This is a genomic window from Lederbergia ruris, assembly GCF_018332955.1.
GTDB classification, from domain to species: Bacteria; Bacillota; Bacilli; order Bacillales; family Bacillaceae_C; genus Lederbergia; species Lederbergia ruris.
This window is the reverse complement of sequence record NZ_BORB01000002.1, coordinates 161,941-186,372: the sequence shown is the minus strand read 5'-3', so window position 1 is coordinate 186,372 and position 24,432 is coordinate 161,941. Positions and strand designations below refer to the sequence as shown.

At 38.8% G+C, this 24,432-nt stretch carries 16 protein-coding genes; all 16 read right to left on the bottom strand.

The window, feature by feature from the left end:
• Positions 1-59: 59 nt before the first annotated feature.
• Positions 60-959, bottom strand: a complete 900-nt coding sequence (locus KI363_RS02235; RefSeq protein ID WP_212965281.1) for an ROK family protein — start codon at positions 957-959, stop codon at positions 60-62.
• Between the two features lie 33 nt (positions 960-992).
• Positions 993-2,396, bottom strand: coding sequence for a 6-phospho-beta-glucosidase GmuD (gene gmuD / locus KI363_RS02230; protein WP_212965279.1), 1,404 nt, complete (start codon positions 2,394-2,396; stop codon positions 993-995).
• Positions 2,397-2,461: 65 nt separating this feature from the next.
• Positions 2,462-3,967 (bottom strand): response regulator transcription factor, encoded by a 1,506-nt coding sequence (locus KI363_RS02225; RefSeq protein ID WP_212965277.1) that lies wholly within the window; start codon positions 3,965-3,967, stop codon positions 2,462-2,464.
• Positions 3,960-5,729: a sensor histidine kinase gene (locus tag KI363_RS02220; protein WP_212965275.1), complete on the bottom strand. Its 1,770-nt coding sequence runs from the start codon at positions 5,727-5,729 to the stop codon at positions 3,960-3,962. Before KI363_RS02220 ends, KI363_RS02225 begins: the two co-directional genes overlap by 8 nt.
• Positions 5,730-6,051: 322 nt before the next feature.
• Entirely contained in the window at positions 6,052-7,533 is a 1,482-nt protein-coding gene (locus KI363_RS02215) for an ABC transporter substrate-binding protein (RefSeq protein ID WP_212965273.1), read from the bottom strand.
• Positions 7,533-8,501 carry a carbohydrate ABC transporter permease gene (locus KI363_RS02210; protein ID WP_212965271.1) on the bottom strand — a complete coding sequence of 323 codons (969 nt, stop codon included), beginning with the start codon at positions 8,499-8,501 and terminating at the stop codon, positions 7,533-7,535. Before KI363_RS02210 ends, KI363_RS02215 begins: the two co-directional genes overlap by 1 nt.
• A 48-nt stretch (positions 8,502-8,549) precedes the next feature.
• A complete protein-coding gene (locus KI363_RS02205; RefSeq protein WP_212965363.1) occupies positions 8,550-9,431 on the bottom strand; it encodes an ABC transporter permease in 882 nt (293 codons plus the stop codon).
• A gap of 304 nt (positions 9,432-9,735) precedes the next feature.
• Positions 9,736-11,190: an ABC transporter substrate-binding protein gene (locus KI363_RS02200; RefSeq protein ID WP_212965269.1), complete on the bottom strand. Its 1,455-nt coding sequence runs from the start codon at positions 11,188-11,190 to the stop codon at positions 9,736-9,738.
• Between the two features lie 345 nt (positions 11,191-11,535).
• Positions 11,536-12,321 carry a DeoR/GlpR family DNA-binding transcription regulator gene (locus tag KI363_RS02195; RefSeq protein WP_212965267.1) on the bottom strand — a complete coding sequence of 262 codons (786 nt, stop codon included), beginning with the start codon at positions 12,319-12,321 and terminating at the stop codon, positions 11,536-11,538.
• A 143-nt stretch (positions 12,322-12,464) separates the two neighbouring features.
• A complete protein-coding gene (locus KI363_RS02190) occupies positions 12,465-13,802 on the bottom strand; it encodes an extracellular solute-binding protein (protein WP_212965265.1) in 1,338 nt (445 codons plus the stop codon).
• A 329-nt stretch (positions 13,803-14,131) separates the two neighbouring features.
• On the bottom strand, positions 14,132-15,169 hold the full coding sequence (locus KI363_RS02185; RefSeq protein ID WP_212965263.1) for a histidinol phosphate phosphatase domain-containing protein: 1,038 nt from the start codon (positions 15,167-15,169) through the stop codon (positions 14,132-14,134).
• A gap of 74 nt (positions 15,170-15,243) precedes the next feature.
• Positions 15,244-16,185 carry a metallophosphoesterase family protein gene (locus KI363_RS02180; protein ID WP_212965261.1) on the bottom strand — a complete coding sequence of 314 codons (942 nt, stop codon included), beginning with the start codon at positions 16,183-16,185 and terminating at the stop codon, positions 15,244-15,246.
• Between the two features lie 237 nt (positions 16,186-16,422).
• Positions 16,423-19,539: an alpha-mannosidase gene (locus KI363_RS02175; RefSeq protein WP_212965259.1), complete on the bottom strand. Its 3,117-nt coding sequence runs from the start codon at positions 19,537-19,539 to the stop codon at positions 16,423-16,425.
• 5 nt (positions 19,540-19,544) lie between these two features.
• Complete coding sequence (locus KI363_RS02170; protein ID WP_212965257.1) at positions 19,545-20,156, bottom strand: YesL family protein; 612 nt, start codon at positions 20,154-20,156, stop codon at positions 19,545-19,547.
• Positions 20,157-20,212: 56 nt separating this feature from the next.
• Entirely contained in the window at positions 20,213-21,517 is a 1,305-nt protein-coding gene (locus KI363_RS02165) for a glycoside hydrolase family 125 protein (protein ID WP_212965255.1), read from the bottom strand.
• A 2-nt stretch (positions 21,518-21,519) separates the two neighbouring features.
• Complete coding sequence (locus KI363_RS02160; RefSeq protein ID WP_212965253.1) at positions 21,520-24,228, bottom strand: alpha-mannosidase; 2,709 nt, start codon at positions 24,226-24,228, stop codon at positions 21,520-21,522.
• Positions 24,229-24,432: the final 204 nt, after the last annotated feature.

Below are 24,432 nucleotides of genomic sequence, written 5' to 3'. Positions count from 1 at the left end.
GTATTTCCTACCTATGCGAGAGTATCTTCCAACTATAGATGAATCATCTCCCCCATCCATTAGAATGTCCCCGCCATTTTTTGAAAATGATAGAGAGCACCAATTAAACCCGCTCTATTCTTTTGCTTACATTCTTGTATTTCCATTTTCGCGGCGATCGCGGTTGGCACTTTTGCAATTTGTCTTTTTACATAAGGAATTAATTCAGGCCGACTACTAATCCCTCCACCAATCACGATTTTTTCGGGGGCAAAAATATGCATCAAATTAATGATCCCAATGGAAAGCCGATCATAAAAGGAATGAATAATCTTCATTACCTCTGCGTTCTGTTGATCATATAATTCGAACCATTCTTCCCCGGTTTTTTCCTCGCCAAAATGTTTATTTAACCGGTCCACCATATTCCAAGTGGAAGAATAGCGGCTGAAATTACGCTGCTCTAATAACTCGGGGATATCCGCATGTGTATCCAGCATCATAAGTCCGAATTCTCCTGCCATCCCTTCTACACCATGAACAATTTCATTGCGGCTAAAAATCGCTCCACCAATTCCAGTGCCAATTGTCACACAGAGAAAGTTCTCACAGTCTTGCGCATTTCCTTTCCATTTCTCCGCTAAGGCAGCACAATTCGCATCATTCTCTACCTCTACTGGCACACCGAGATCAGCTAACTCCGCTTTTATCTTCACGCCGATTATATCCATTACAGAACCGGCATATGATACATAGCCGTTCTCCACATCGACAGCTCCCGGAATACTCAAAGCTACCCCGGCAATAGCGGGATAAAGTTCTTGCTGCTCATGGAAAACCTCTCGTATCACCCTAAAAATCGCCCCATCTCCAGACGCAGGAGTGGGCACTCTTTCCTCCGATAACATTTCAGCTTCTTCATTCATCACTGCGATCTTAATAAACGTTCCGCCAATATCCAACACTAAAAATTTCTTCATTTCACCACACCTCTAGCACGCTTTGACCACATCTCAGTCCTCAAATCCACCTTGCTCAGCTACGGAGCGATACCATTCACCGCTCTTTTTAATCGTGCGTTTGAAGTTGTTTTCAAGGTCGAGGGAGACGAGTCCATAACGATTTTTATAAGCATTCAGCCAAGACCAGTTATCTATAAATGTCCAGACATGATAGCCTTTGACATTGGTTCCTTCTTCAAGCGCTTTATGCACCCATTTCAAATGATTTTTGTAAAAATCAATCCGATAATCATCTTGAATTTGGCCATTTTCATCGACAAACCGGCCTTCGTCCTCAACACCCATGCCGTTTTCTGAAATAAAGCAGGGGATATTGCCATAATTTTCACGAACATTGACCAAAATATCATAAATGCCTTTTTCGTAAATTTCCCAGCCGCGATATTTATTGATTTTCCGGCCATGCATTTCATTGAAATAATCAAAAAACCGTTCAGGCATAAATGGCGCTTTTAGATTAGGCATATTTTCCTTCGCTTTAATGCGACGCGGTTGGTAATAATTGATTCCCAAAAGATCAACCGTGTTATTGGCGATCAGCTCTAAATCACCTTCCAACACTTCGGGCATAAACCCTTCCTCACGCAAAAGTTCCACAAAATCGGCAGGAAATTCCCCTTTTACAAATGGATCAAGGAAAGAACGATTGAAGAACAGATCTGCAATATGAGCAGCTTTTAGATCTTCAGGATGCTGACTGCGCGGATAAGATGGTGTGAGGTTCAGAATGACACCAATTTCTCCTTTATGTCCGCCTGCTCGGAAAGCTTGGACCGCTTTTGCCCCCGCTAAAATCGAATGAAAACCTGCCTGCACGCCTTTTTTGAAATCAAGTTCACCGGGGTAATGGAAACCGTATAAATACTGGCCTTCAATCGTTACAACCGGTTCATTATGTGTGAACCATTTAGTGACAAGATCACCAAATTGTTCAAAGCAAATCTGCGCATAACGAACATAAGCCTCTACGACCTCACGGCTTGTCCAGCCACCTTTATCTTGCATCGCCATCGGCATATCAAAATGATATAAGTTAACGAACGGCTCAATCCCATTCTCACGCATCGTTTGGAAGACATCACGATAAAATGTGACCGCCTCTTGATTCACTTCCCCATCGCCTGTTGGAATCAAGCGAGACCAGGAAATCGATGGTCGAAAACTGTTATGGCCTGTTTCTTTTAACAATTGAATATCTTCTTTATATTGATGATAGAAATCTGATGTATTTTCCGGTCCTACGCCATTGAAAAAGCGATTCGGTTCCTCTTGATACCAGCGGTCCCAAATGTTTTCCCCTTTTCCTCCTTCATGCGCACCACCTTCCATCTGTGTTGCAGAGGAAGCAGACCCCCACCAAAAGTCTTTTGGAAATTGATAAAATTGTTTTGTCATTGTACTCCATCCTTTCTCAAGTGGCTAGCCCAAAATCAAGATTCAGTGCGACTAGTCCCTATCGATTAAATATTTCTCCATTCCGTTGGCGTTGCGCCTACATGTTTTTTAAATTGCTTATAAAAATAAGCCGTATCGGAATAACCAACTTTTTTGCCAATTTCGCCAGCGCGTAGATGGGTCGTTTTTAATAATTCCTTCGCCTTTTCTAAACGAAAATGGTTAATGTATTCCGAAAAAACGACCCCAATTTCTTTTTGGAATAATTGCCCAAGGTAAATCGGATTAATATGAAAACGTTGGCTCAATGTTTTCAATGATAATTCTTCATTATAATGAGCATGCATATAATCTAAAACATTTTGTACGATTGGACTTCTTGAATCTTGCTGATGATCAATCGCGGATACCAATTCCTGACAATAATCCGTTAAAATATGTTTGATCTGTTGTAAATCTGTCGCATATACTAACTTTTCAATAGCTGCTGTATGATTGTAATGTTTCACATCTTGAATGGAATGATAAATATACACGATTAAATCAATCGTATATTTTCTTGCCACAGCTGGGGCGAGAAATTTTGTATCTTTCGTTAAAGTTTGGAAAAATAGTTCGATCCCATCTTCTACTTCTTCACCAGAGTCAAGGATTCTTTTTACTAAGTCTGCTTTATAAGTTTGTTGATTTTTTAATAATGTTTGCCGATCCACATGTACCTGGCTGGAAATCACCGTATTCGGCTCTAAACAAATTTGATAAAGAGAATATTCGCGTGCCTGGAAATAACTTTCGCCGATCTGTTCCATCGAAGCGACGGGGTCTCCCATTGACAAATAAAAAGTACCAATTTCGGGACAGTTTGTGCGTAAATATTCAGCTAACTGTTGATTTATTTGATAAAGCTCTGCCGGATCGGTCCCGTCCAAAATAATGAGTAATTCTTGATCAGGACTTAATAAACAGTGAGCGGAAAAGTGACTTTCAATATTCTTTCGCAGCTCTACATTTAATTCCTGATTACCTACATTGGAGAATTCTAAAGTTGACACATTATAAAATGGACGTAAGCTACTCATTCCATATAAAGACAATCGTTGTTCCCATTCATTCTTATTGATTTCACCATTTAATAAACGCCATAATGTATTATCTTTTAATGTATGAAAGGCGGTTTCTTCTACCTCCTCCCGAATAGCTGATAACTTCTCACTCACCGTCTGAACGGTTTTCAGCAATTCATCTTCATCTACGGGTTTCACCAAGTAGTTTTCAATGCCTAGTATCATGCCTTGTTTGACATACTCAAATTCTTCATAGCCTGATAAGACAATACATTTAATTTGCGGCCGAATTTTCTTCGCTTCCTCAAAGAGCCGCAAACCCGTTCGTTTCGGCATGATAATATCGGTTACCAAAAGATCGATCGGATTTTCTTGAATATAGTCGAGAGCATCTTCTCCATCCTCCGAAATATGCATAATCTCGAATCCATAATCTTCCCAATCAATAAGTGCTTCTAATCCCTTGGTAATTAAAGGTTCATCATCTGCTAACAAGACTTTATACATTTTCATCCGCTCCCATCGGAATGATAAGAGTGACCCTTGTCCCCTGATTTTCTTTACTTTCAATCGTAAGGCCATACTCTTTACCATGCTTCAATTTTAAACGCTGGTGAACATTTTTCATACCAATAGAATGCATGTTTTCACCTTCTTCATCGTTAATATGTTCAAGAATTGTATTCAGCCTTTCTTCTGGGATGCCTTTTCCGTTGTCCTTCACGATTATTTTAATAGAATCTAATTCTTGCTTTGCGATCATTTCCAGCTGATTATCTTTTTTATCCTTTTGAAAACCATGGACAATATAGTTTTCCACTATTGGTTGTAACACTAACCGCTGAATTGGTGTTTGCTCAATTTCGCGTGGTATATCCACATGGAATGTCAGTTTATCCGGGTGCTGAAGTTGGACCAGTTGTAAGTATTGCTGGACATTTTCAATTTCTGTTTGTAAGGGCACCATTTCTTTCGATTCTAATGAATAACGCAATAACCGCGAAAGATGGTAGATCATTTTACTAGATGTTTTGGCACCATCTACAACAGCCGTCATGCGAATCACTTCAAGCGTATTAAATAGAAAATGCGGATTAATCTGCGATTGCAATGCTTTTAATTCAGCTTGTTGTTGCTTTATATTTAAAACATAGACTCGTTCGATATATTTATCCAGCTCATCCAACATCAGATTAAAACTAGATGCAATGGTCGCCAATTCATCCTCTTTTTTGGATTCCGGAATGCGAATGGCTAAATTGCCCTTTTGTACTTCTTGAATCGAAGCATCGATTCTTCTAATTCGTGCTGAGTAATTTCGCATAAACGAGTAAGTAAGCGTAAGCGCAATGATGAGAACCGCGATAATTAATATCCACATTGTCCCTCGGACCACGGTCAATTTATTTAATTCTTTTTGGGGAATGACCGTGTAGGCACTATAATCCCCAATATCTGTAATGGAATTAATGAAATAAGTTTGTCCTTCCTGTTTCATTTGATCCACGTTATTTTCACTTGGCAAGTTTCGGACAAGCTGCTTTGGAATTTCTTGATTATTGCTATAGACAACTTGCCCACTTCTCCCTAATAGGAAAAAGGAGGATTTCACCGTAGGATTTTCTCGCTGAACTATTTTTTCCAACCCTTCTGTTGAATAAAAGATCGTTAGTTCCCCCATTTTTTTTAAGGTGGTTGGATTATTAATTTGGATTGTTTTCGTAAAGGTTTTATCCAGCTTTTCAACAGATAGAATCCCTGTATCTTGGAAACGTAATTCATCATTCGCTGATAGTCGCGCAATACTTTGCTTCCAGCGACCATGATTATAGATAAATAAATAGTGAATCTCAGGATATTCAGATGATTGAAGCGCAACGGCGTTTACATCGGGATCTTGGCTGAAAAACCCGTAAAAATAAGTATCCATATTGCTCGGGATAAACGTATTTTGCCTCATAAATTTATCTAATCGATGTTGAAGATAGTCCGCATATTCTTTATGAAGGGCATCAGAAAGATCATCGATTACATCCTCTTTTTCATACAGATTGCGAATGAACCCATTCCAATCTGATTCCTTATTTAGAAAATAATCCTCGACTCTTTCCAATGTTCTAATATTCAAATCCATTTCTCTTTGAACAATCACGTCTGAATAATAATTCGTGATAAGAACAATCAGAAAAATGACTGTGATAATAATCGTTAGAGATGAAGTTAAAAGCAAACGGTTAAATATTTTATTTTTCAAACGTTTCGTTGCCATTTATTCAGGTCTCCTATTTTTCGATTTGAGATTCGCATATAAAATAAAACTAAAAAAGATATGTAATAAAAGCAAGAATACTGTCTTATCTCAAAACGAACAAAACCCCATTGCATTGTTAAATGCTAAAAATCAAGCTGGATGAAGAAATCCAGCTTGATCTTGATCATCCAGCTCCAGCGCCTAGCGACTAGCAAACTTTCGGTGCCTTCCTACGATAAGTCAACATCGATTCGTCCTCTGGGCTCATCGTGTTTCCTTTATCTCGTCAGGCCCCTAAAAAGTTTGTACGTCGCTAAACAGGCGCTTGCGCTTTTGTTCGTTATTTTTGCTCAGCTTTCCATTCATCAAATTGCTTTTGAATTTCGGCCAATACTTTATCGATGCCTGCATCTTTCAATTTCTTATTGAATTTAGGCAAATTCACTTCAGGATCAACAGAACCTGTAGCAAGAGCTGGATAGAACTCTTTTGATACGTTTGAAATCGAAGCAATCTCTGTTCTTACTGGGTCACTATTGAAGTGGAATCCAAGCGTTGGTGCTGGTTTTGCGGATTCATTAAATTCCTCGAATTTCTCCCACTTATCATCAGGATCTTCTTCATATAGATCGAGAATAAAATGATTTCCTAACGTATACGTTGGCATATTATAGTTTTCAATCCGAGCTGGAAGGTCTTTAATTTTTCCATCGTCATTTTTCTCGTAATGTTCCCCTTCAATCCCTTTGTCGATTAAGTTACGAAGATATGGATCCGTATTTAATAGGTTTAGGAACTCCATTGCTTTTTCAGGATTTTGCGAAGTAGCTGAAATCGCCTGGATGGATCCTGTTACAGATGTATTAAAAGTTGTTGGTTCTTCAGCTGGAACGGAAACAATATCATATTTAGCAGAACGAGTCCAAAGTAAGTCGGCATATGGTTGAGAATCTTCCATACGGACAAACCAGTTTTCAACATCTAAAGGCCATGTATCTTTACTTGTTGCTGCATCGGATTTTAGGTAACCTGCTTTGAAGTATTTGTGCATTGTCTTAAAGGTATCCATAGCAATATCCGATTCAAACGGGTTCACAGCATGGTCGCGATCTCCTTCAAGTGGGAAAGCAAATGGCATATCTTGTTCAAAGATATAGTCAAATGGAAGATACGCTTTAAATGTAGCCATTGGTGTAACACCTGGCTCATTTTCCTTGATCTCTTTCAACATTGGTTCAAGATCCTCTAATGTTTTTACTTTAGAAATGTCAAAGTTATATTTGTCTACTAAGCGTTTATTAAATGCATATACCGTTTGTCTTGCAGCTTCCTTGTTAGCTGGGATACCATATAGTTCCCCATCTACCCTTGCTCCTTCTAAAAGAGCTGGATTGATGATTTCTTTTAATTCTTTCCCATGTTCATCTAATAAATCATCTAAAGGAAGGAAGGCACCTTTTTGGGCGTCTTGAACGTACTGTCCACCGTTTGTGAAACCAATATCAAATGGCTCACCAGAAGAGATGATGACCTGCATTTTTTGCTCATAATCTCCCCAATCAATTTGCGTCAAATTAACAGTCGCATTGATTTTTTCCTTCGTATATTTGTTTACCTCTTCAAATACTTTGTCTTTATCTTTTTGAGGTGTCCCTATACTGTACCATTTAATTTCATAAGGTTGGTCCCCTTTGGAACCTTTACCTGAACTTTCTTTGTCGCTACTTCCACATCCAGCTAGGACAGTACCAAGACTAAGAAGTAAAACGAGCAAAAGTACTAGTTGCTTCTTCATGCTGAAAACTCCTCTTTTCTTTTTCATTATTCTTTCACTCCACCAATCGTCAATCCACTAACAAAATATTTTTGGAAGAACGGATAGGAAACTGCGATTGGTAATGTAGCGATAACCACCATCGCCATTTTTGCGGCATCGGCAGGGATTGTATCAAACAAGCCTTGCTGTGCATTACTAATATCCATGTTCTGCCTCATAAATTCAATATTGGCTTCAATTTTCATCAATAGAGATTGTAGAGGGACTAAATTCGGCTGGTCTATATAGAGCAAGGCATTAAACCAGTCATTCCAATACCCTAGTGTACTAAATAATGCAATCGTTGCAATTCCCGGTAAAGATAATGGGAATACAATTTGGAAAAACGATCTCGTTTCACTTGCACCGTCAATTCTAGCTGATTCCAAAATTGCTTCTGGAACTGACCTTATGAAGAAGGTTCTCATAATGATAATGTAGAAAGCATTCATCGCAAGCGGTAAAATCAAAGCCCAAATCGTATTTTTAATGTGTAAAAATTGGGTTGCTACAATATAGGTAGGAACCATACCACCACTGAACAACATAGTAAAGAAGGCAAAGAAAGTAAAGAACTTTCTATATTTAAATTGTGGTCTGGATATCGCATAAGAATAGAATGTAATCATCATCACACTAATAACCGTTCCCACAATCGTTACCACTATCGTAATCCAATAGGATTGAAGGAGTTGATCTTTCGTCTGCCATAAAAATCGATAAGCATCCAAACTCCAAGTTTCTGGTATTAACTGAAAACCGTTTCTGACAATACTTTCTTCACTTGTAAAGGAAATGACGATAACATAAAGAAAAGGAAATACACAAGCGATTGCGAACAGCCCTAAAATAACCGTCATAATCCCGTTCGTAACTGGATGGAATTGATGATAATCACGGTGTTTTTTACGTTTTTTACTCGACTTTACTGGTTCTACTAATTGAGAAGTTGGTTCAACATTTTTTGTACTCATAATATCAGCCGCAGGGCGACCTTCCTCCTTTCTTTAAAAGGGTAAGCCTTAGAACAAAGCACTTTCCTCATCAATTTTTCTAACAATATAGTTCGTAATAAGAACGAGGACAAATCCAACAGCTGATTGATAAAGGCCAGCAGCCGTACTCATACCGATATCACCAAGTGACATCAATCCTCTGTAAACAAAGGTGTCAATTGTGTTTGTAACAGAATACAGTGCCCCTGAATCACGCGGTACTTGGAAGAACAACCCAAAGTCGGAGTTGAAAATTTTCCCTACATCCATAATTAATAAGATGATAATAAGCGGTTTGAGCATTGGTAATGTCACATGTTTAACCTGTTGCCATTTTGTTGCTCCATCAATCATTGCCGCTTCATAATAGGTTTTATCAATTCCGACAATGGAAGCTAAATACACGATACTTCCATATCCAATTCCTTTCCACATACTCATGATTACAAGGAAAAATGGCCAATATTTCGGTTCACTATACCAGGACAACCCTTCAATATTAAACCAACCCAAAATGTTATTTAGTAATCCACGATCTGGACTTAAGAAAGTGAATACAAAATAACTAACAATAACCCATGATAAGAAGTGTGGGAATAACATTCCAGTTTGGAAATACTTCGCCAATTTCTTATTCGCTAATTCACTTAGTAGAATAGCTGTTGTAACAGCGGTTACCATTCCCAGAATGATGAAAATTAGGTTATAACCAATTGTATTTCTTGTAATAAGATAGGCACTATCTGTGCTAAATAAGTACTTAAAGTTATCCCAACCAATCCATTCACTGTTGATGATACTAGCAAAAAAACCATCTGGATCTATACGGAACTTTTTGAAGGCGATAACGTTACCAACCATAGGTAAATAGGAAAATAGCAGGAGCCAAATAGTACCCGGCAGCACCATTAACAGCCATACACGATTTTTATAAATATCTTTGAACAACTTCAATTTTCGCTTACCTCCCTTGCATCAACTGTAACCACTTTCATATTCTTATTATAAAATTTACTATAGCAGAATAATAGTTAAGATTATTGATATTTACTGGAGAAACTAAACATTGTTTATTCATAAGTCAGAAAGGATTACTTTCATCGTTATCCAATAAACCTGATTTTAAAAACGACAAAGCCTTAATGAGCTTTGTCGTTTAATGAACTTCATGTAATTTCTTGAACTGAGATGACCGCACGACCGACCAATCTTTTTACTTTTGTTCAGCTTTCCATTCATCAAATTGCTTTTGAATTTCAGCCATCACTTTGTCTAACCCAGCATCCTTTAACTTTTGGTTGAATTTAGGTAAATTCTCTTCAGGGTCTACCGCTCCTGTCGCAAGTGCTGGATAGAACTCTTTCGATACATTCGAAATTGAAGCGATCTCTGTTCTTACTGGATCACTATTGAAGTGGAATCCCAGCGTTGGTGCTGGTTTTGCGGATTCATTAAATTCCTCGAATTTCTCCCACTTATCATCAGGATCTTCTTCATATAGATCGAGAATAAAATGATTTCCAAAAGTATAGGTTGGCATATTGTAGTTATCAATTCGAGCTGGCAAGTCTTTGATTTTACCATCGTCATTCTTCTCGTAATGAGTGCCTTCGATTCCTTTGTCAATCAGGTTACGTAGATATGGATCTGTATTTAGTAGGTTTAGGAATTCCATTGCCTTTTCAGGATTTTGCGATGTTGCCGAAATGGCCTGGATAGATCCTGTTACAGATGTATTGAATGTGGTTGGTTCTTCAGCTGGAACGGAAACAACATCGTATTTAGCTGAACGGCTCCAAAGCAAGTCTGCATATGGTTGAGAATCGCCCATACGGACAAACCAGTTTTCAACATCCATTGGCCAACTATCCTTACTTGTTGCTGCATCTGATTTCAGATAACCGGCTTTGAAATACTTATGCATTGTTTTAAAGGTTTCCATGGCGATATCCGATTCAAACGGATTTACAACATGATCACGATCTCCCTCAAGGGCAAAACCGAATGGCATGTCCCCTTCGAAAATATAATCAAATGGCAGGTAGGCTTTAAATGTAGCAATTGGTGTAATGTCTGGCTCATTTTCTTTGATTTCTTTTAACATTGGCTCTAAATCTTCAAGAGTTTTTACCTTGGAAATATCAAAGTTATATTTATCCACTAAACGCTTGTTAAAAGTATAAACCGATTGTCTAGCCGCTTCCTTGTTGGCAGGAATACCATATAGTTTTCCATCGATCTTTGCTCCTTCTAAAAGAGCCGGATTGATCGCTTCTTTCAATTCTTTCCCATGTTCCTCTAATAGATCATCCAGAGGAAGATAAGCACCTTTTTGGGCGTCTTGAACATATTGTCCACCATTTGTGAAACCAATATCGAATGGTTCACCAGAAGAAATGATGACCTGCATTTTTTGCTCAAAATCGCCCCAATCAATTTGTGTCAAATTAACAGTCGCATTAATTTTTTCTTTCGTATATTTATTCACTTCTTCAAACACTTTGTCTTTATCTTTCTGTGGCGTTCCTATACTGTACCATTTAATTTCATATGGTTTCTCGCCACCACCTTCATTCTTACTTGTTTCTTTCTTGTCATTGCCACAAGCCGCAAGAATTGTGCCGAGGCTAAGAACAAGCACAAGTAGAAGTAACAGCTTTTTCTTCATATTCGACTCCCCTTTTTATTGAATAGTAGTCTTACAATATAGTGAGAATTTCCCACTATTTGTAAGCGCTCTTACATTCTTATCATAAGATAAACTATACTAGAATAGTAGTTGAATAAGTTAATTTTTACTGTATAAATTAAATATATACCTTTTCAAAGTATAGTTTTTCTAAAAAAATTACAGTAAAGCTGACTTATTTTGGAGAAATGATCATTAATTCCTAGTTACTAACTCCCTGATTCCCACTCTATTTTTGGATAAATGTCAAAAAACTATTCTTACGAAAATAGAGCTGCCCCCATTTAAAGTGTCTAACTTTAAATGGGGGCAGCTCTATTAAAACTAATCAACCATAATCCAATCAACATTTTTTTGTTCTAATACAGACTCCCATGAAGAAGGTGGTTTTTCGTTACAAATAATGGCATCAACCTGTTCTAAAGTCGTAATTTTAGTGAAAGATTGTACACCTATTTTACTATGATCCGCTAAAACGATTACTTCTTTGGCATTGGTAGCTGCTAATTTTGAAATGGAGGATTCACTAAAATCATAATCACTTATCCCGTTTTTAAGAGATACACCGCCAACAGATAAAAAGGCTTTATCAACATAAAAGTTTTTCAACATTTCTTCACAAAGATGGCCACTCACGGACTGCTGGTCAGGGGAGAGTTCTCCCCCTAAAAGAATGACTTTCCCACGGAACAATCCTTGTGCTAAGGAATCTTTTAAAACATTGGCTGCAGGCAAAGAATTTGTGAGGATCACCAGTCGATTGAGATTTTTTATAAACTTAGCCAAGTTTAATATCGTGGTTCCGGTATCCAAAAATATCGTATCTCCATTTTGGATTAAAGAAGCCGCCTTTCTCCCAATGAGCTTTTTTTCGGTGTCATGAAGAATCTGCCGTTGTTGGTAAGGAGGTTCCCCATCTTCATAAGATACCTTTACAGCTCCCCCATAAACCCGTTTTAATTTCTTCACTTTTTCCAAAGCTTCCAAATCCCTGCGGATCGTTTCATTGGAGACATTTAATTTTTGCGCCAGATCAGAAACGCGAACTTTCCCATGAGCATCTAGCTCATCGATTAGTAATCTTTTCCTTTCTTCAGATAGAAGAGACATGATTCACCTTCTCTCTATTTCCTTTTCAATTATCGTAACCCTTTACTATCATATTGTGAACCCTCCCCCACCAAATCAAAGATTTGGTGGGGGCTTCCCTTGACCAACTAAATCATAAAATTATTTTAGGTACAATCCGAAAGCTATTCCTGATCTTTGGCATTTTGGATTTTGGTCGTTGACTCTTCTTCCAATTTCCTTAGTAGTGTAGGCACATCGATATCCGTTGTGGCCAGCTCTTCAATTGCTTTATCGATATCAACGTAAGCATCCCATTTGGCGCTCCGTCTTTCCTCTCCAAGCGCAGGATCTAGTGCAAATAGGGCAGGGACATTTTTGCCATCATAGAATTCATGATCAGCAGCAAAGTTTTCAAGAACTTTTGGATAGACGGTTGTCGGCCCCGCTGATACGGTTTTGGCCATATTTAGTTGATTTTCCTCTGAAACATATTCCATTAAAACTTGGAATGCTTCATCGGGATGTTCACTATAAGATGAAATCATTATCGGCCAGCCTTGTAATTTCGGTGCTGTGTTCGGCAGGTCCGGCCAGACAGGAAGGGGAGCTATATCCATATTTTCCACATTGGAAACATCATCATCCCATCCCCAAAGAAATAAACCATGCCAACCAACTGTCATTGCTGCCCTTTTTTCACAGAAAAAGCATGTATCATTATACTCAACCCCGGGGATATTATAATAATCCTGCACCAAGTTAAAAAAGGATAATAACTCGGGTTTGTCAGCTATCTGTACTTCACCTGTTTGTGGGTCTGTATAATTGACAGCAAGCTGAAACAAAGGGGGCTCAAAGTCATTCCCGTTAAATTCTAAGCCGATATAATCAGTCCCATTCCGTTCCCCTGTTAATTGCCTACTTAACTCGATCACTTCATCCCATGTCATCGGTTTATCCGGGTCAGGGTACGCAACACCGAACAAATCGAATATCTCTTTATTATAATATAAGCCATAACGGGATGCTCCATCGGAAATCCCGATCATACTTTGCTCATCATTAAATGATCTTAAGAAGGTAACGATCGATGGATCAATGACGGACGTATCAAACCCGTGTTTTTCGATTAATTCATCCATTGGCAAAATGGCATCATATTCCTGAAGTAATGCAACATTCCCCGTGTTAAAAATATCTGGGACCGTCTTACTTGCAAATAGCTCTTCTAACCCTTCAGATGTTCCATCAAAGTACACCATTTCCAAGTTAAGGTCGGGCAGTTTTTCCTGAATGACACCATAGCGATCTTGAAAAATATCTTCTCCAAACGGAAGGGCAATCGTGAGCGTGACTGGCTCTTCATTGTCTTCTGATTGTTTATTTTCTTCTGTTTGTTGATCTTCTCCTTCATTCGCCTCCACTTCAGTGGAACCTGCTTTTTCTTTGCTAGTGCAACCGCCCAATAGAATAAGGGAAAATAAGAATAAAATCAGATACATCCCATTTCTTTTGCTCAATTTGACGACCCCCAAAATGTCTTTTTACTTATATTACATATTGGTATGCCTATACAGAAAATACATGATACTCTTTTCCGATCCCGACCGATCATTCAATTATTGCAAGAAATATATTCCCGCTATTATTCTAGTAAGCTATTAGAGTGGCTCTTCTACTGAAGACATATACACTTTTCACAAAGCAATATATAGAAGGCACACTCTTTTGTCAGTTCTAATTATTTTCGACACTTTTAAAATTATGATTTTATAATCCTAGGAAAAGCGCTGAAGCGAAATCCAGTATTTTTCCCTATTTTCCCGAACATCTAATAATCCTTCACAGCTCAGCTATTGATTACTGTATTCTTCTTAAACATCTTTGTAGTCTCAATCGGATGTTTCATCTTTTCTCTCTTTGCAAATGTGATGACTTCGTTGATGCCAACGCTTTGTAATATCTCCAATTGCATTTGGGCAAATTTCCCAAGGTCATCTGGGTAATGAGCGTCTGAAGAAACCGTTAGCTGCACTTCATATTCCGCCAGCACCTTTAGAAAAGTTGGGCTTGGACACATTTCCTTAATCGGATAACGATAATAGAGACCTGCATTGATCTCAGTTGCGGTATGCGTTTCTACTAATCTCTCAGCTATCCGACGATAAGCTGGTATGAGTATTTCTTCATCTGGTCGATAGCCAAACACTTTTAAATTGTCTAGATGGGCGACAAAATCGAATAATTTTGATGAAATCGCCTTTTCCACCACATGGAAAAACTCATCATACAGACTAGATAGATCATAATTTAAAAATAAATCCTGGGTCTCCGGGTTATCAAATCCCCAGCCATTTAGAAAATGCACAGAGCCGATCACATAATCATAAGGTTGATTTTCAAGAATTTCTTGCAATTCTTGTTCACCATCGAGAAAATAATCTGCCTCTATTCCTAAACGAAGCTTTACACCATTTTCTTCCCATTTTTGCTTGGTATTTTCAATAAGTGCGATAAATTCATCGATCGATTCCACACAAACTTGGTCCAGCCATTTTCTCTGCAAGTTTCCAAGTTCATCATTTTTTAGATGAATATGCTTTTCGTAATAGGCTTTATATTCTTTAAAACGATATAAATGATCAACGATTCCAACTTCTTGAATCCCTAAATCCTTCGCTTGTTGCAAATATAAATCCAACCAGTCCATTGAATAAGGACCACTCTTCAGCCGTTTATGTAATTTTATCGTTTGCTCCAGCATCCATTCACGCGAATGGGATGGATGAGCGTTATTGTCCAAATGATTTACTGCTTCGAATGTTCTTTTCAGCCAGTTTGGAGAATAAGGCCCTTCTTCCAAATGTAAATGATAGTCAATTTTCAAAATGTCCACCCCTTTTTCTATCAGGATAAGGATCTTCTACTAAAACCGCCCACGTCCTGTGGGCAATGCAGAAGTCAGCACATCCTGTGCAAGTCATTTGGTTTATGCTCATGTGTATAAGGGGCTATAACGTTCCCATCATCTAAGCGGATCCATGTATCAAATTTGTGTTGCCCTTCATATAATTGAATGACTCGTGCGCCACGCTGTAATGATCCATAGACATTATATCCACTTATGCGCCCATAACATAAGGAAATACCATAGAGTTCACCACAGTAATCATTGTCATGATCATGCCCGACAAATGTACCCATGACCTCACCCGATTCGAGCAAAGCCAAGAATAAACCACTATTGATTATCGGCGCACAAACTTGTTCCAATTTATTTCCAGATACCTTGCCAAAGTTTAAAGCATCTCGATATTCAGGTAGTGGAATATGGAAAAAGGCTAATGCGGGAAGCGCTCCTTTTTCCTTTGTATACTTTTTCGTTTCTAACCGAAACCAGTTTACTTGATCTGGGTGAATCCATGCATAGCCGCCAACAGATTTTGGGGCATAGTCACCCGAGTCTAAAAAGTATAAAACGGCTTCGTTTTCTTCTTTATTTGAAGATTGAATCGAGAGCGAATAATTACCCACACCATGAATATCTTCAGGTCCAGCCACTGCTAAGGAATTGGCATACTCAGAATTAATTGCAAGTAACTGCTCCCTCGTCACATTCGCCTCCGAGTCATGATTCCCGAAAACGGTTGCAAACGGGATATCCCATTGGGAAATTTGGTCTAATACCCTGCGATAAGATTGATCAGGATGTTCTACCCCTTCACTCCAAATCAGATCACCTGTCACAACAATTAAATCGGGGTTTTCATGTTTAATGGTTTCATAGATAACACGAAATGTTTTTTGATCAGGCGGATGATTCTCCTCACCACCAATATGCAAGTCCGTAAGTTGAATAATCTTAAATGATTGATCCTCTCGGAATTTTAATGATCCTTTCACGCCCTCTTTCCTCCTATTCTTTATATTCACTTTTCAAAACACGTCACAAAACACAACCAAAAGTCACAAAAAAGTAAGTAAAACCACATCCCCAATATACAACAACTCATAAATATTCGTCAACACAATGTTTTAAAAATTTAAACTAGATTATATCAAAAACTGCACCTCCAATTGTTAGCTGTGTGTCTAACAATTGGGGTGCAGTTCAAAAAAGGAGCTGGTTTTTGATAATCGTTATAGGTTTGGATAAAGTCTAAAAGTTTTAATCTCATAAGGTTTAATACTAAATTCAATGGTTGAGCCTATCTGCTCTTCTCCGATGGACTCTTCCATTAGATTGGTCTCTAGCCATTTTTCGATCGGTTTATGGACTTGCAAAGTTGCTTTTCCCCGACGACCTTCATATTCATGAACACGAATAATCAAACCATTGCCGTCTTGAGCAGGTTTCACTGCATCGACCCAAATATGGTCGGAATGTAAATCTAAGAAGGAGCCTTCATTGTTCCACTCTCCTCGAAGCGCCAATACAGGATCATTCAAATCCCACGCTTTTTCCACTGTTTTCGCTTCCCGCCAATCCCCAGCATGAGGATAAAGGGCATACGTAAATGTGTGATGACCTTGGTCTGCATGAGGATCTGGATGGGTCGCCGCTTTAAGTAGGGTCAAACGCATGCGATTTTCTTTAATATCATAGCCATATTTCGAATCATTCAATAGACTGACTCCATAGCCTGCTTCAGATAAATCAGCCCATTGATGTCCCACCGATTCAAAGCGGGCCATATCCCAGCTAGTATTCCAATTATTTGGTCGCTTCACATTTCCGTACTGCACATCATAAGTTGCTTCTGTCGCCCGAATGTCGACAGGGAAGGCTGTTTTTAATAATTTATGTTTTTCATGCCAGTCTGCCTCTGTTTTGAAATCAATTCTACGCTCATTCGCATAGAAAGTGATATTCTGTGTAAATTCGGATTTGTGATAACGCCATTTTGCTTGAATTTCGATCGCTAGCGGGCCATTTTCTACGACTTCAAATCCAATCAATTCACGGATTTCTTCCATTTTTTCTTGATAGAAGATATCAATATCCCATGCATCATGGGCAAGTGGCTTGTCTTCAAAAATTTGTAAGACATTCCCGTTTTCGCCTTCTGCCAGGATAGAGCGGTCTGCCTCTTTATCATAAAGCTTGGAGATTTGTCCATATTGGTTAAATTCAACGGAATAGAAAGGCGTTTCGAGCTTCTGATCAGCATAGTGGAATGGTGTATCTTCTTTCGATTCCGTATCAGCTTCAAAGTATAAAGTTTTCGCGCCAAAAGCTGGTAGGGAATCTACTTCAACAAGCCAACCATTTGTTTGCATTTGCGCAGGTAAATTGATCCCATCCGCTGTTTTCCAAACACCTTCTTCTCCCAGATGCTCAGGAATCCAAACATTTCTTGCTTCCTTGATATGGGACGCATTATAAAGCGTGATAGCTTGATCAACCTCTCTTAATGGAGCAGATAAAATATCTGTTTCTACCTGATTGACGATGGCAAAAGCTTCTTCATATTCCTTCCTTGCATCCTCATACACCTCTGTAATTGAAGAACCTGGAATAATATCATGGAATTGATTGCGTAAAATGATCTTCCAACCTTCTTTTAAGGCCTCATTCCCTTTCCACTCACCTGCTTGTGATAACCAACTTGTCAGAATTTCGGCCCGACGATATTGTAATTCCAATTGCCGGTTCATCTTTTTCATAAAGGCTTGGCTTGTATACGTCCCACGGTGATACTCAAGATACAATTCGCCATCCCATTTATGAATATAACCATCAGATTCGTTTACATTTTCATGGAGCTTTTCGAAAAATTCTCCTGCCGTAGAGGTTTTCACATTTGGCATCCCAGGAAGTTTGTCAAAACGGCGTCTCATTTCCAGCATATGGCGGTTTACTCCACCACCACCATCTCCATATCCATAAGAAACGAGTAGATCCTTTGTCAATTCTTTATCTCTGTATCCTTCCCATGCCCCTTTGACTGTTTTCGCTGTAATAAAGCCATTGTACGTATAGAACCAAGAATCCGGTCCATTCCAAGGTTCAGGTGTCGTAATGAAATGAGTCAAAATCTCCGACCCATCAATCCCTTTCCAATAGAATGTATCATGAGGCATCCGGTTATATTGGTTCCAACTAATTTTCGTTGTCATCATCGTTTTAATGCCGGATTTTTTCAAAATCTGTGGTAAAGCCCAGCTATAGCCGAAAACATCTGGCAGCCATAAATATGTACTATCTGCATTAAATTCCTTTTTGAAAAACTCTTTTCCATAGAGGATTTGGCGCACAAGGGACTCGCCACTTGGGATATTACAGTCAGCTTCAAGCCACATCGCACCAGCTGCTTCCCATTTTCCATCCGCAATCTGCGCTTTCATTTGTTCATAGATTTCTGGATAATCAGATTTGATATAATCATATAATTGTGGTTGCGTTTGTAAAAACAAATATTCAGGGAATCGCTTCATTAAGTTTAGTACCGTTGAAAAAGAGCGAGCTGATTTTTCCCGAGTATTTTTCAATCGCCATAACCAAGCAACATCGATATGCGTATGGCCAACAGCATGGATCGTGATTTCAGAAGAAGAATCAATCGCATCAACAGCTTTCATTAGCCCGGCCTCGGCTTCATAACAAGACTGATAAAATTCTTCACTACCTGGCTCTGTCCAATCGATCAGCTTAAGGGCGTCGCCGATTAACTTGCTTAATGTTAAGTGAGCAGGATCTGCTTCCGTCGTTTCTTTGAGAATCTCAAAAGCAGCATAAAGTGTGTAATACAAATTATCGACCTTTGGATCCAACCATGCGATTTCTGCTTTTTCTAGCTTATACTCCTGCTCCCGTGGGACGCCTCCCCCTTCCATTCCCGACCAAAGGCGGAAATCCAGGTGTAATGGCTTTTGCGTATATTCGTCATCAAATAAAACTTCCTCGTGATTAGAGTCCACCCCTTGATAAGGTTGACCATTCACAAATAACAAAGATTCAAAGCCCGAGTTATTTCCTCCACCCGTTCGACCGAATGAGAAAAGACCGACTAATTGCTTTCCTGCTAATTTTTGATGCTCTTCCACTGTCGCATGGAGCCATAAATAGCGATCCCGGCCCTTCCAATGATCGCCTAAACTCATTTTTTGTTGGGGATCATATTGTGCAGGTGGATAGGCACCGATTTCTCCATCATCCTCCTGAATAAGAAATTCCTTAATGGAGAGGCCGTCTCGATAACGAAAATCGGCTAATTCGCGAATACGATTTTCATATTTATTTTTAGTTAAAAACAAACTCATCACTCCTCGGGTTTAGTTGTCTTTTCCATTTTACGGAACCGTTTCATACAAATCGTCATAATCCAATAACTTGGAAGGACCCCTCCTAGAAACGGGATTAATCCTGGAACTTTTGCTAGTAGAAAGCCAATTAAGGTAAGGCCAAGCAAAAGGATGATCACATCTTTTATACTCGCAATCGCATGAAATAAGGATTGCTTGATATATTCTTTAATCGTAAACGTATACTGGACGTATAGCGGAAAAAAGAATGCCAAAGTAAGAAAATATACTAAAAATAAAACAAGAAAGAAGACATAAAGAAAGAGCGAGAAAAAGCCTGTCATCTGCTCAGAAAAGCTGAGATCGAGAAAAAGAAAGGCACCAATCAAAGCAAAAATTACGCCAATCAAGTTACTCTTTTTCCATTCTTTAAAATAGGTCGTTTTAAATAAGGACAAAATCGGTGTATCAAAATCTTTCAGTGTCCACCTACGCACAACCGTAAACATGGCCACAGTGGCAGGCATAATTCCGAAAATACCTAATCCAAGAACTGTAAAACCAATCCATAAGAGGTTGGTCCATATCAAACGGAGCAGCCACTCACTTGCTACTTGAAATAATTTCATTTCTGACCAACCTCCTGATTTATAAGATTACGAGCTTGAGCTATTGCCCATTACAACTACTTTTTTTCGTGCAAAGGACTTCCTTTAACAGTCTTACCAATATAACTAAGGACAAACTCACTAAACATTGTGTTCGACCAAGCAAACCACTCGCGTGTAAATTCTTCTGGATTGGACGCATTAAAGCCTTCATGCATGAATCCTGTTCCGCCGTCTGTATTTAAAAGTGTTTCTAAAATCCATTCTTTTTCTTTTTGATCAATGCTTGTCATGCCTTGAACAGAAAGAGCAATATGCCAAACATAATGATCAGGTGTATGCGGGCTACCAATTCCGCGAGCTGCTTTTCCTTCGTAATAATAAGGATTGTTCCGACTTAAAAGAAATTTTCTTGTGTTTTGGTAGATTTCATCTTCAAAATCACAATAACCAAGATATGGAGCGGACATCAAGCTTGGCACGTTGGCATCATCCATTAGATTATAACCGCCTGCCCCATCTACTTCATAGGCATAAATTTTGCCGTACATTGGATGGTCGATCACCGCATGGTTTTCAATGCCTTCACGGATTTCTTGTCCCAATTCAGCACATTCTTTGCCTAGCTCAGCATCATGTAAAACAGTCTCACAGATTTCTGCTGCATACCCCATCACAACAGAAGCAAACATATTAGCTGGTACGAGGTAGCCGTATGTGCAAGCATCGTCACTTGGACGGAAGGCACTCCATGTCATCCCGGTTGGGACAACTTTTGATCCCATTCCATCACGGACCAATGTATCCTCTGGACGGTCTTTTGTTCTAACGAAACGATAAGAGGAATTCTGCTCATGATCTTGTTCTATTTTCCATACTTTGACAATCGTGCGCACGGCCTCATGGAATTCCTCGTTTAGATGGCTTGTTTCACCTGTTGCCTTCCATAGTAAATAAGCTAATTGAATTGGATAGCAAAGGGAATCTACCTCATATTTTCTTTCCCAGATCCAAGGAGTCATCTCTGTTTGGTCTGTTTGATGCCCTTTTCCATTTGCTGAATCATTAAACGCATTTGCATATGGATCATGTAAAACAAATTTAATTTGTCTGTTTACAACTCCCACAAGCAAATTTTTTATCTCTTCATCTTCATTCGCAACCATTAAATAAGGACGGACTTGGGCTGCAGAATCACGCAGCCACATCGCCGGGATATCCCCTGTAATGACGAAGGTTGTTCCATCATCTAGATGTTTTAAAGTTGTTGAATACGTATTGACAAAACATTGAGCAAACATCTCATGTAGTTTCTCTTCTCCAGGAAAAGCTGTTTTAACTTGCTCGATCATTGCTTGTAGTGAAGCTGGTACATTCGTCATAATTAGTTAACTCCTTCCATACCCACAGTTAAAATTTTATAAGGTCCGACTGGTCGTTCTTGATATTTTTCACCAATCGCTGCTATTTTTTCTTCAATCAGATTACTTTCGTAATAATTTACATGATCAGGATGATGAATGGTGAGCGTTTTTTCTTCATCAGAAGGATTATACACCCTTAAGAAAAGATCCTCACTTGTTTCTCCTCTTTTTATACTTGTTAACACAAGTCCATTACTTTCCCAGTTAATGAATTGGCCGTTCGTTGCTAACTCCCCATCATGTGAGTCGGTTTGCACACAGATAGTTGGAATTTGGAAGTCATAAGCCGCTTCATAAGCTTTTGCGGAAATTGCATCTCCTGCATGAGGAATGACATACCATTCCGCTGTTTGCTCTCCTAAGCATTGTGCTTCAGGTGTTGGGAAGTATCCCCAGTCCCCTAGTTCGGAAACAGCGCGTAATACCGTAATGGCTAGCGTTGTATTATCTTCGACCACTTCATATTCTTGCAAACCTTTGGTCGCAACGGTCAAACCATTTTTCCCGTCTGATAAAGAAGCAAAAGAATGTTGGTGATGATCAAAGCTTGGATTGCTCCATTCCATCTCTGGTTTATTTGGTCTTTCGACGATTTCAAAAGCACTTTCCGCTAAATGATGATCTGTCGTAAACCCAGTTGGATATACTACGCGTAGTCGGTGGTCTTTAGCCGTATTATTGAACGCTAATTTTACAGCAACCCCTTTAGCCTGTTTGTCTAACGTCAATATCGTTTTCAATTCAAGGGTTGTCATTTCGTCAGAACGTCTTGCTTCACGATCTTTATGCCATACAACTCGATCCTTCAAATCCTCTAGTTCCTCATGAGCAGCAGCAGGAATTTCAAACTGGTGAGTAATCTCAATGCTTCCTCTTGATGCATTGTTTTCGATGATTTTCACGTTTGCCTGTAAGCCTTTTGTTGTATATGCTTGTTCTCCCGTTGCTTTTTTAAACATATACTCATTGCCGATATCACTCGTATCTTCGTAACTCCCCACAGCTTTTAATTCGTGGCCAGTTACTTTATCTAGAACATCATACGTTCCATCCCCATGAACGCTGACACGAAGATAGTCATTCTCAAGGATGTTTCCCTCTTTAGCGATTCCCTGTAGTGAAACCGTTGATTCTTTTTCTACTAGGAAGTAAGTGTCATAACCAAAGGCTGCTAGTTCCTCTGTCGCAAATGTTACTTTCACTTTTTTCGCATAATGTGGCTGTCTAAATTTATCATCAGGCAGATCATAACCAAAGGCTGATCCAAGGTCCTCAATCGTTGCCGGAATTTCTTCGCCTTTTACATTCACGACTGCTAATTTTGGCAATGCTTTATTCTTCAAATATCCATGAATTTCTTGCAAAGGCATTTCCCCAAAATAAACCTTTTCAAAATCAATCACTTTTTCAATGGTCGTATGACGCTTATAACCGGCTGTATTCATGACGATCAGTGGAATCGCTTTGTCAAACCCTGCAGGTGCTTCTGTATTGATTTTTGCCGCTAATTTTTCTGCTTGTTCTTCAATAAGCTTGTCTGCCATTTGATCGACTTTCTTAAAGCGAGTCACCATTTCTTCATGAACTTCATCAATCGAACAACCACAAATGCTGTCATGCGGATGATTTTGCATCAATTGCTTCCAAGCGAAACGCAGATAATCCTCCGGATATTCTTCCCCATTCATATAAGCGAATGTAGCAATCGGTTCTAGTAAACGTTCTAGCTTCGTTTGCGCAGATTGGTTCATTTGTTTTAAATAAATACGGGCAGAAGCGGTATTGACCAAAGTGGACCAACCATCTGTCCGTTGGTTACGCAATTCCCCTTTTACCGTTTGAAGTTTTTCAGGAAGACTGTTTTTTATTGCTTCCATATATTCTTCAAAACTCGAATGTTTAAATTCGATATCTGGATACAATTCATTCGCTAATTTAATCGCTTCTGGAAGATCTTTTTGCAATGGTTGATGATCACAACCGTTCATATATAGCAAATGTGGTGTAGACGCATATTTTTCAGCATCTGCTAGTTTTTGCTCCCAGAATTTTTTTGCTTCCTCTTCGGAGGATGGAATTTCATTCCCATTTGAATACCAATTGGCAAACAAAACACCTAACACACTAGATCCATCAGGGGATTGCCATTCTAATTCAGAATAGGGAGATTCAAAGTTTTCCGAGTCACTGACCATATTATTAAAGCCAGTTGGTTTTACTCCACGCCCAAATGCAGCTGTATCAATTCCTGCTTGTCTTAACATTTGCGGAGCTTGTCCATAAATTCCGAATGTATCTGGGAAATAACCAAGCTTTGAGTAAGGTCCATATTTCTTCGTTTCATTAATCCCAATCACCAAATTACGTACATTGGCTTCTGCACTTGTTAGAAAAGCGTCTTGTAAAATATACCAAGGTCCAATGATGATTCTTTTTTCTTCGATATACTTTTTTACTAGTTCAAATTTTTCTGGTCGAACTTCAAGATAATCATCCAAAGCGATGGTTTGTCCATCTAAATGAAAACTTTTATAATCAGGATCATTTTCTAATTTCTCAAGTAAGGCATCCATTAATTTTACTAAATAAAAACGATGTTTCTCAAAAGGCAGATACCATTCACGGTCCCAATGCGAATGAGAAATAATATGTGCTGTTGTTTTTGCCATGTTGTTCACAATCCTTTCTAGTCACCATCCATTTTATTTATGGGCATTTACAGAAACCGCTGTCAAACACCACTAAACTTTCCTTCTTTCAATCTTGTTAATCATACATTTCTACCTTAGTAATCTAGAAAAAAAAAGTCAATCCTATTGACTAGTTCCATATTATTATTTCAGTTTTTCTAAACATAATCAACAAAACTAAAT

What these genes read in the sequence shown, in the direction of transcription:
- KI363_RS02220 (WP_212965275.1), bottom strand. Translation starts at nt 5,729, where the DNA reads ATGGCAACGAAACGTTTGAAAAATAAAATATTTAACCGTTTGCTTTTA.
- gmuD (WP_212965279.1), bottom strand. Translation starts at nt 2,396, where the DNA reads ATGACAAAACAATTTTATCAATTTCCAAAAGACTTTTGGTGGGGGTCT.
- KI363_RS02200 (WP_212965269.1), bottom strand. Translation starts at nt 11,190, where the DNA reads ATGAAGAAAAAGCTGTTACTTCTACTTGTGCTTGTTCTTAGCCTCGGC.
- KI363_RS02165 (WP_212965255.1), bottom strand. Translation starts at nt 21,517, where the DNA reads ATGACGAATGTACCAGCTTCACTACAAGCAATGATCGAGCAAGTTAAA.
- KI363_RS02170 (WP_212965257.1), bottom strand. Translation starts at nt 20,156, where the DNA reads ATGAAATTATTTCAAGTAGCAAGTGAGTGGCTGCTCCGTTTGATATGG.
- KI363_RS02160 (WP_212965253.1), bottom strand. Translation starts at nt 24,228, where the DNA reads ATGGCAAAAACAACAGCACATATTATTTCTCATTCGCATTGGGACCGT.
- KI363_RS02215 (WP_212965273.1), bottom strand. Translation starts at nt 7,533, where the DNA reads ATGAAAAAGAAAAGAGGAGTTTTCAGCATGAAGAAGCAACTAGTACTT.
- KI363_RS02205 (WP_212965363.1), bottom strand. Translation starts at nt 9,431, where the DNA reads ATGGTGCTGCCGGGTACTATTTGGCTCCTGCTATTTTCCTATTTACCT.
- KI363_RS02195 (WP_212965267.1), bottom strand. Translation starts at nt 12,321, where the DNA reads ATGTCTCTTCTATCTGAAGAAAGGAAAAGATTACTAATCGATGAGCTA.
- KI363_RS02235 (WP_212965281.1), bottom strand. Translation starts at nt 959, where the DNA reads ATGAAGAAATTTTTAGTGTTGGATATTGGCGGAACGTTTATTAAGATC.
- KI363_RS02210 (WP_212965271.1), bottom strand. Translation starts at nt 8,501, where the DNA reads ATGAGTACAAAAAATGTTGAACCAACTTCTCAATTAGTAGAACCAGTA.
- KI363_RS02225 (WP_212965277.1), bottom strand. Translation starts at nt 3,967, where the DNA reads ATGTATAAAGTCTTGTTAGCAGATGATGAACCTTTAATTACCAAGGGA.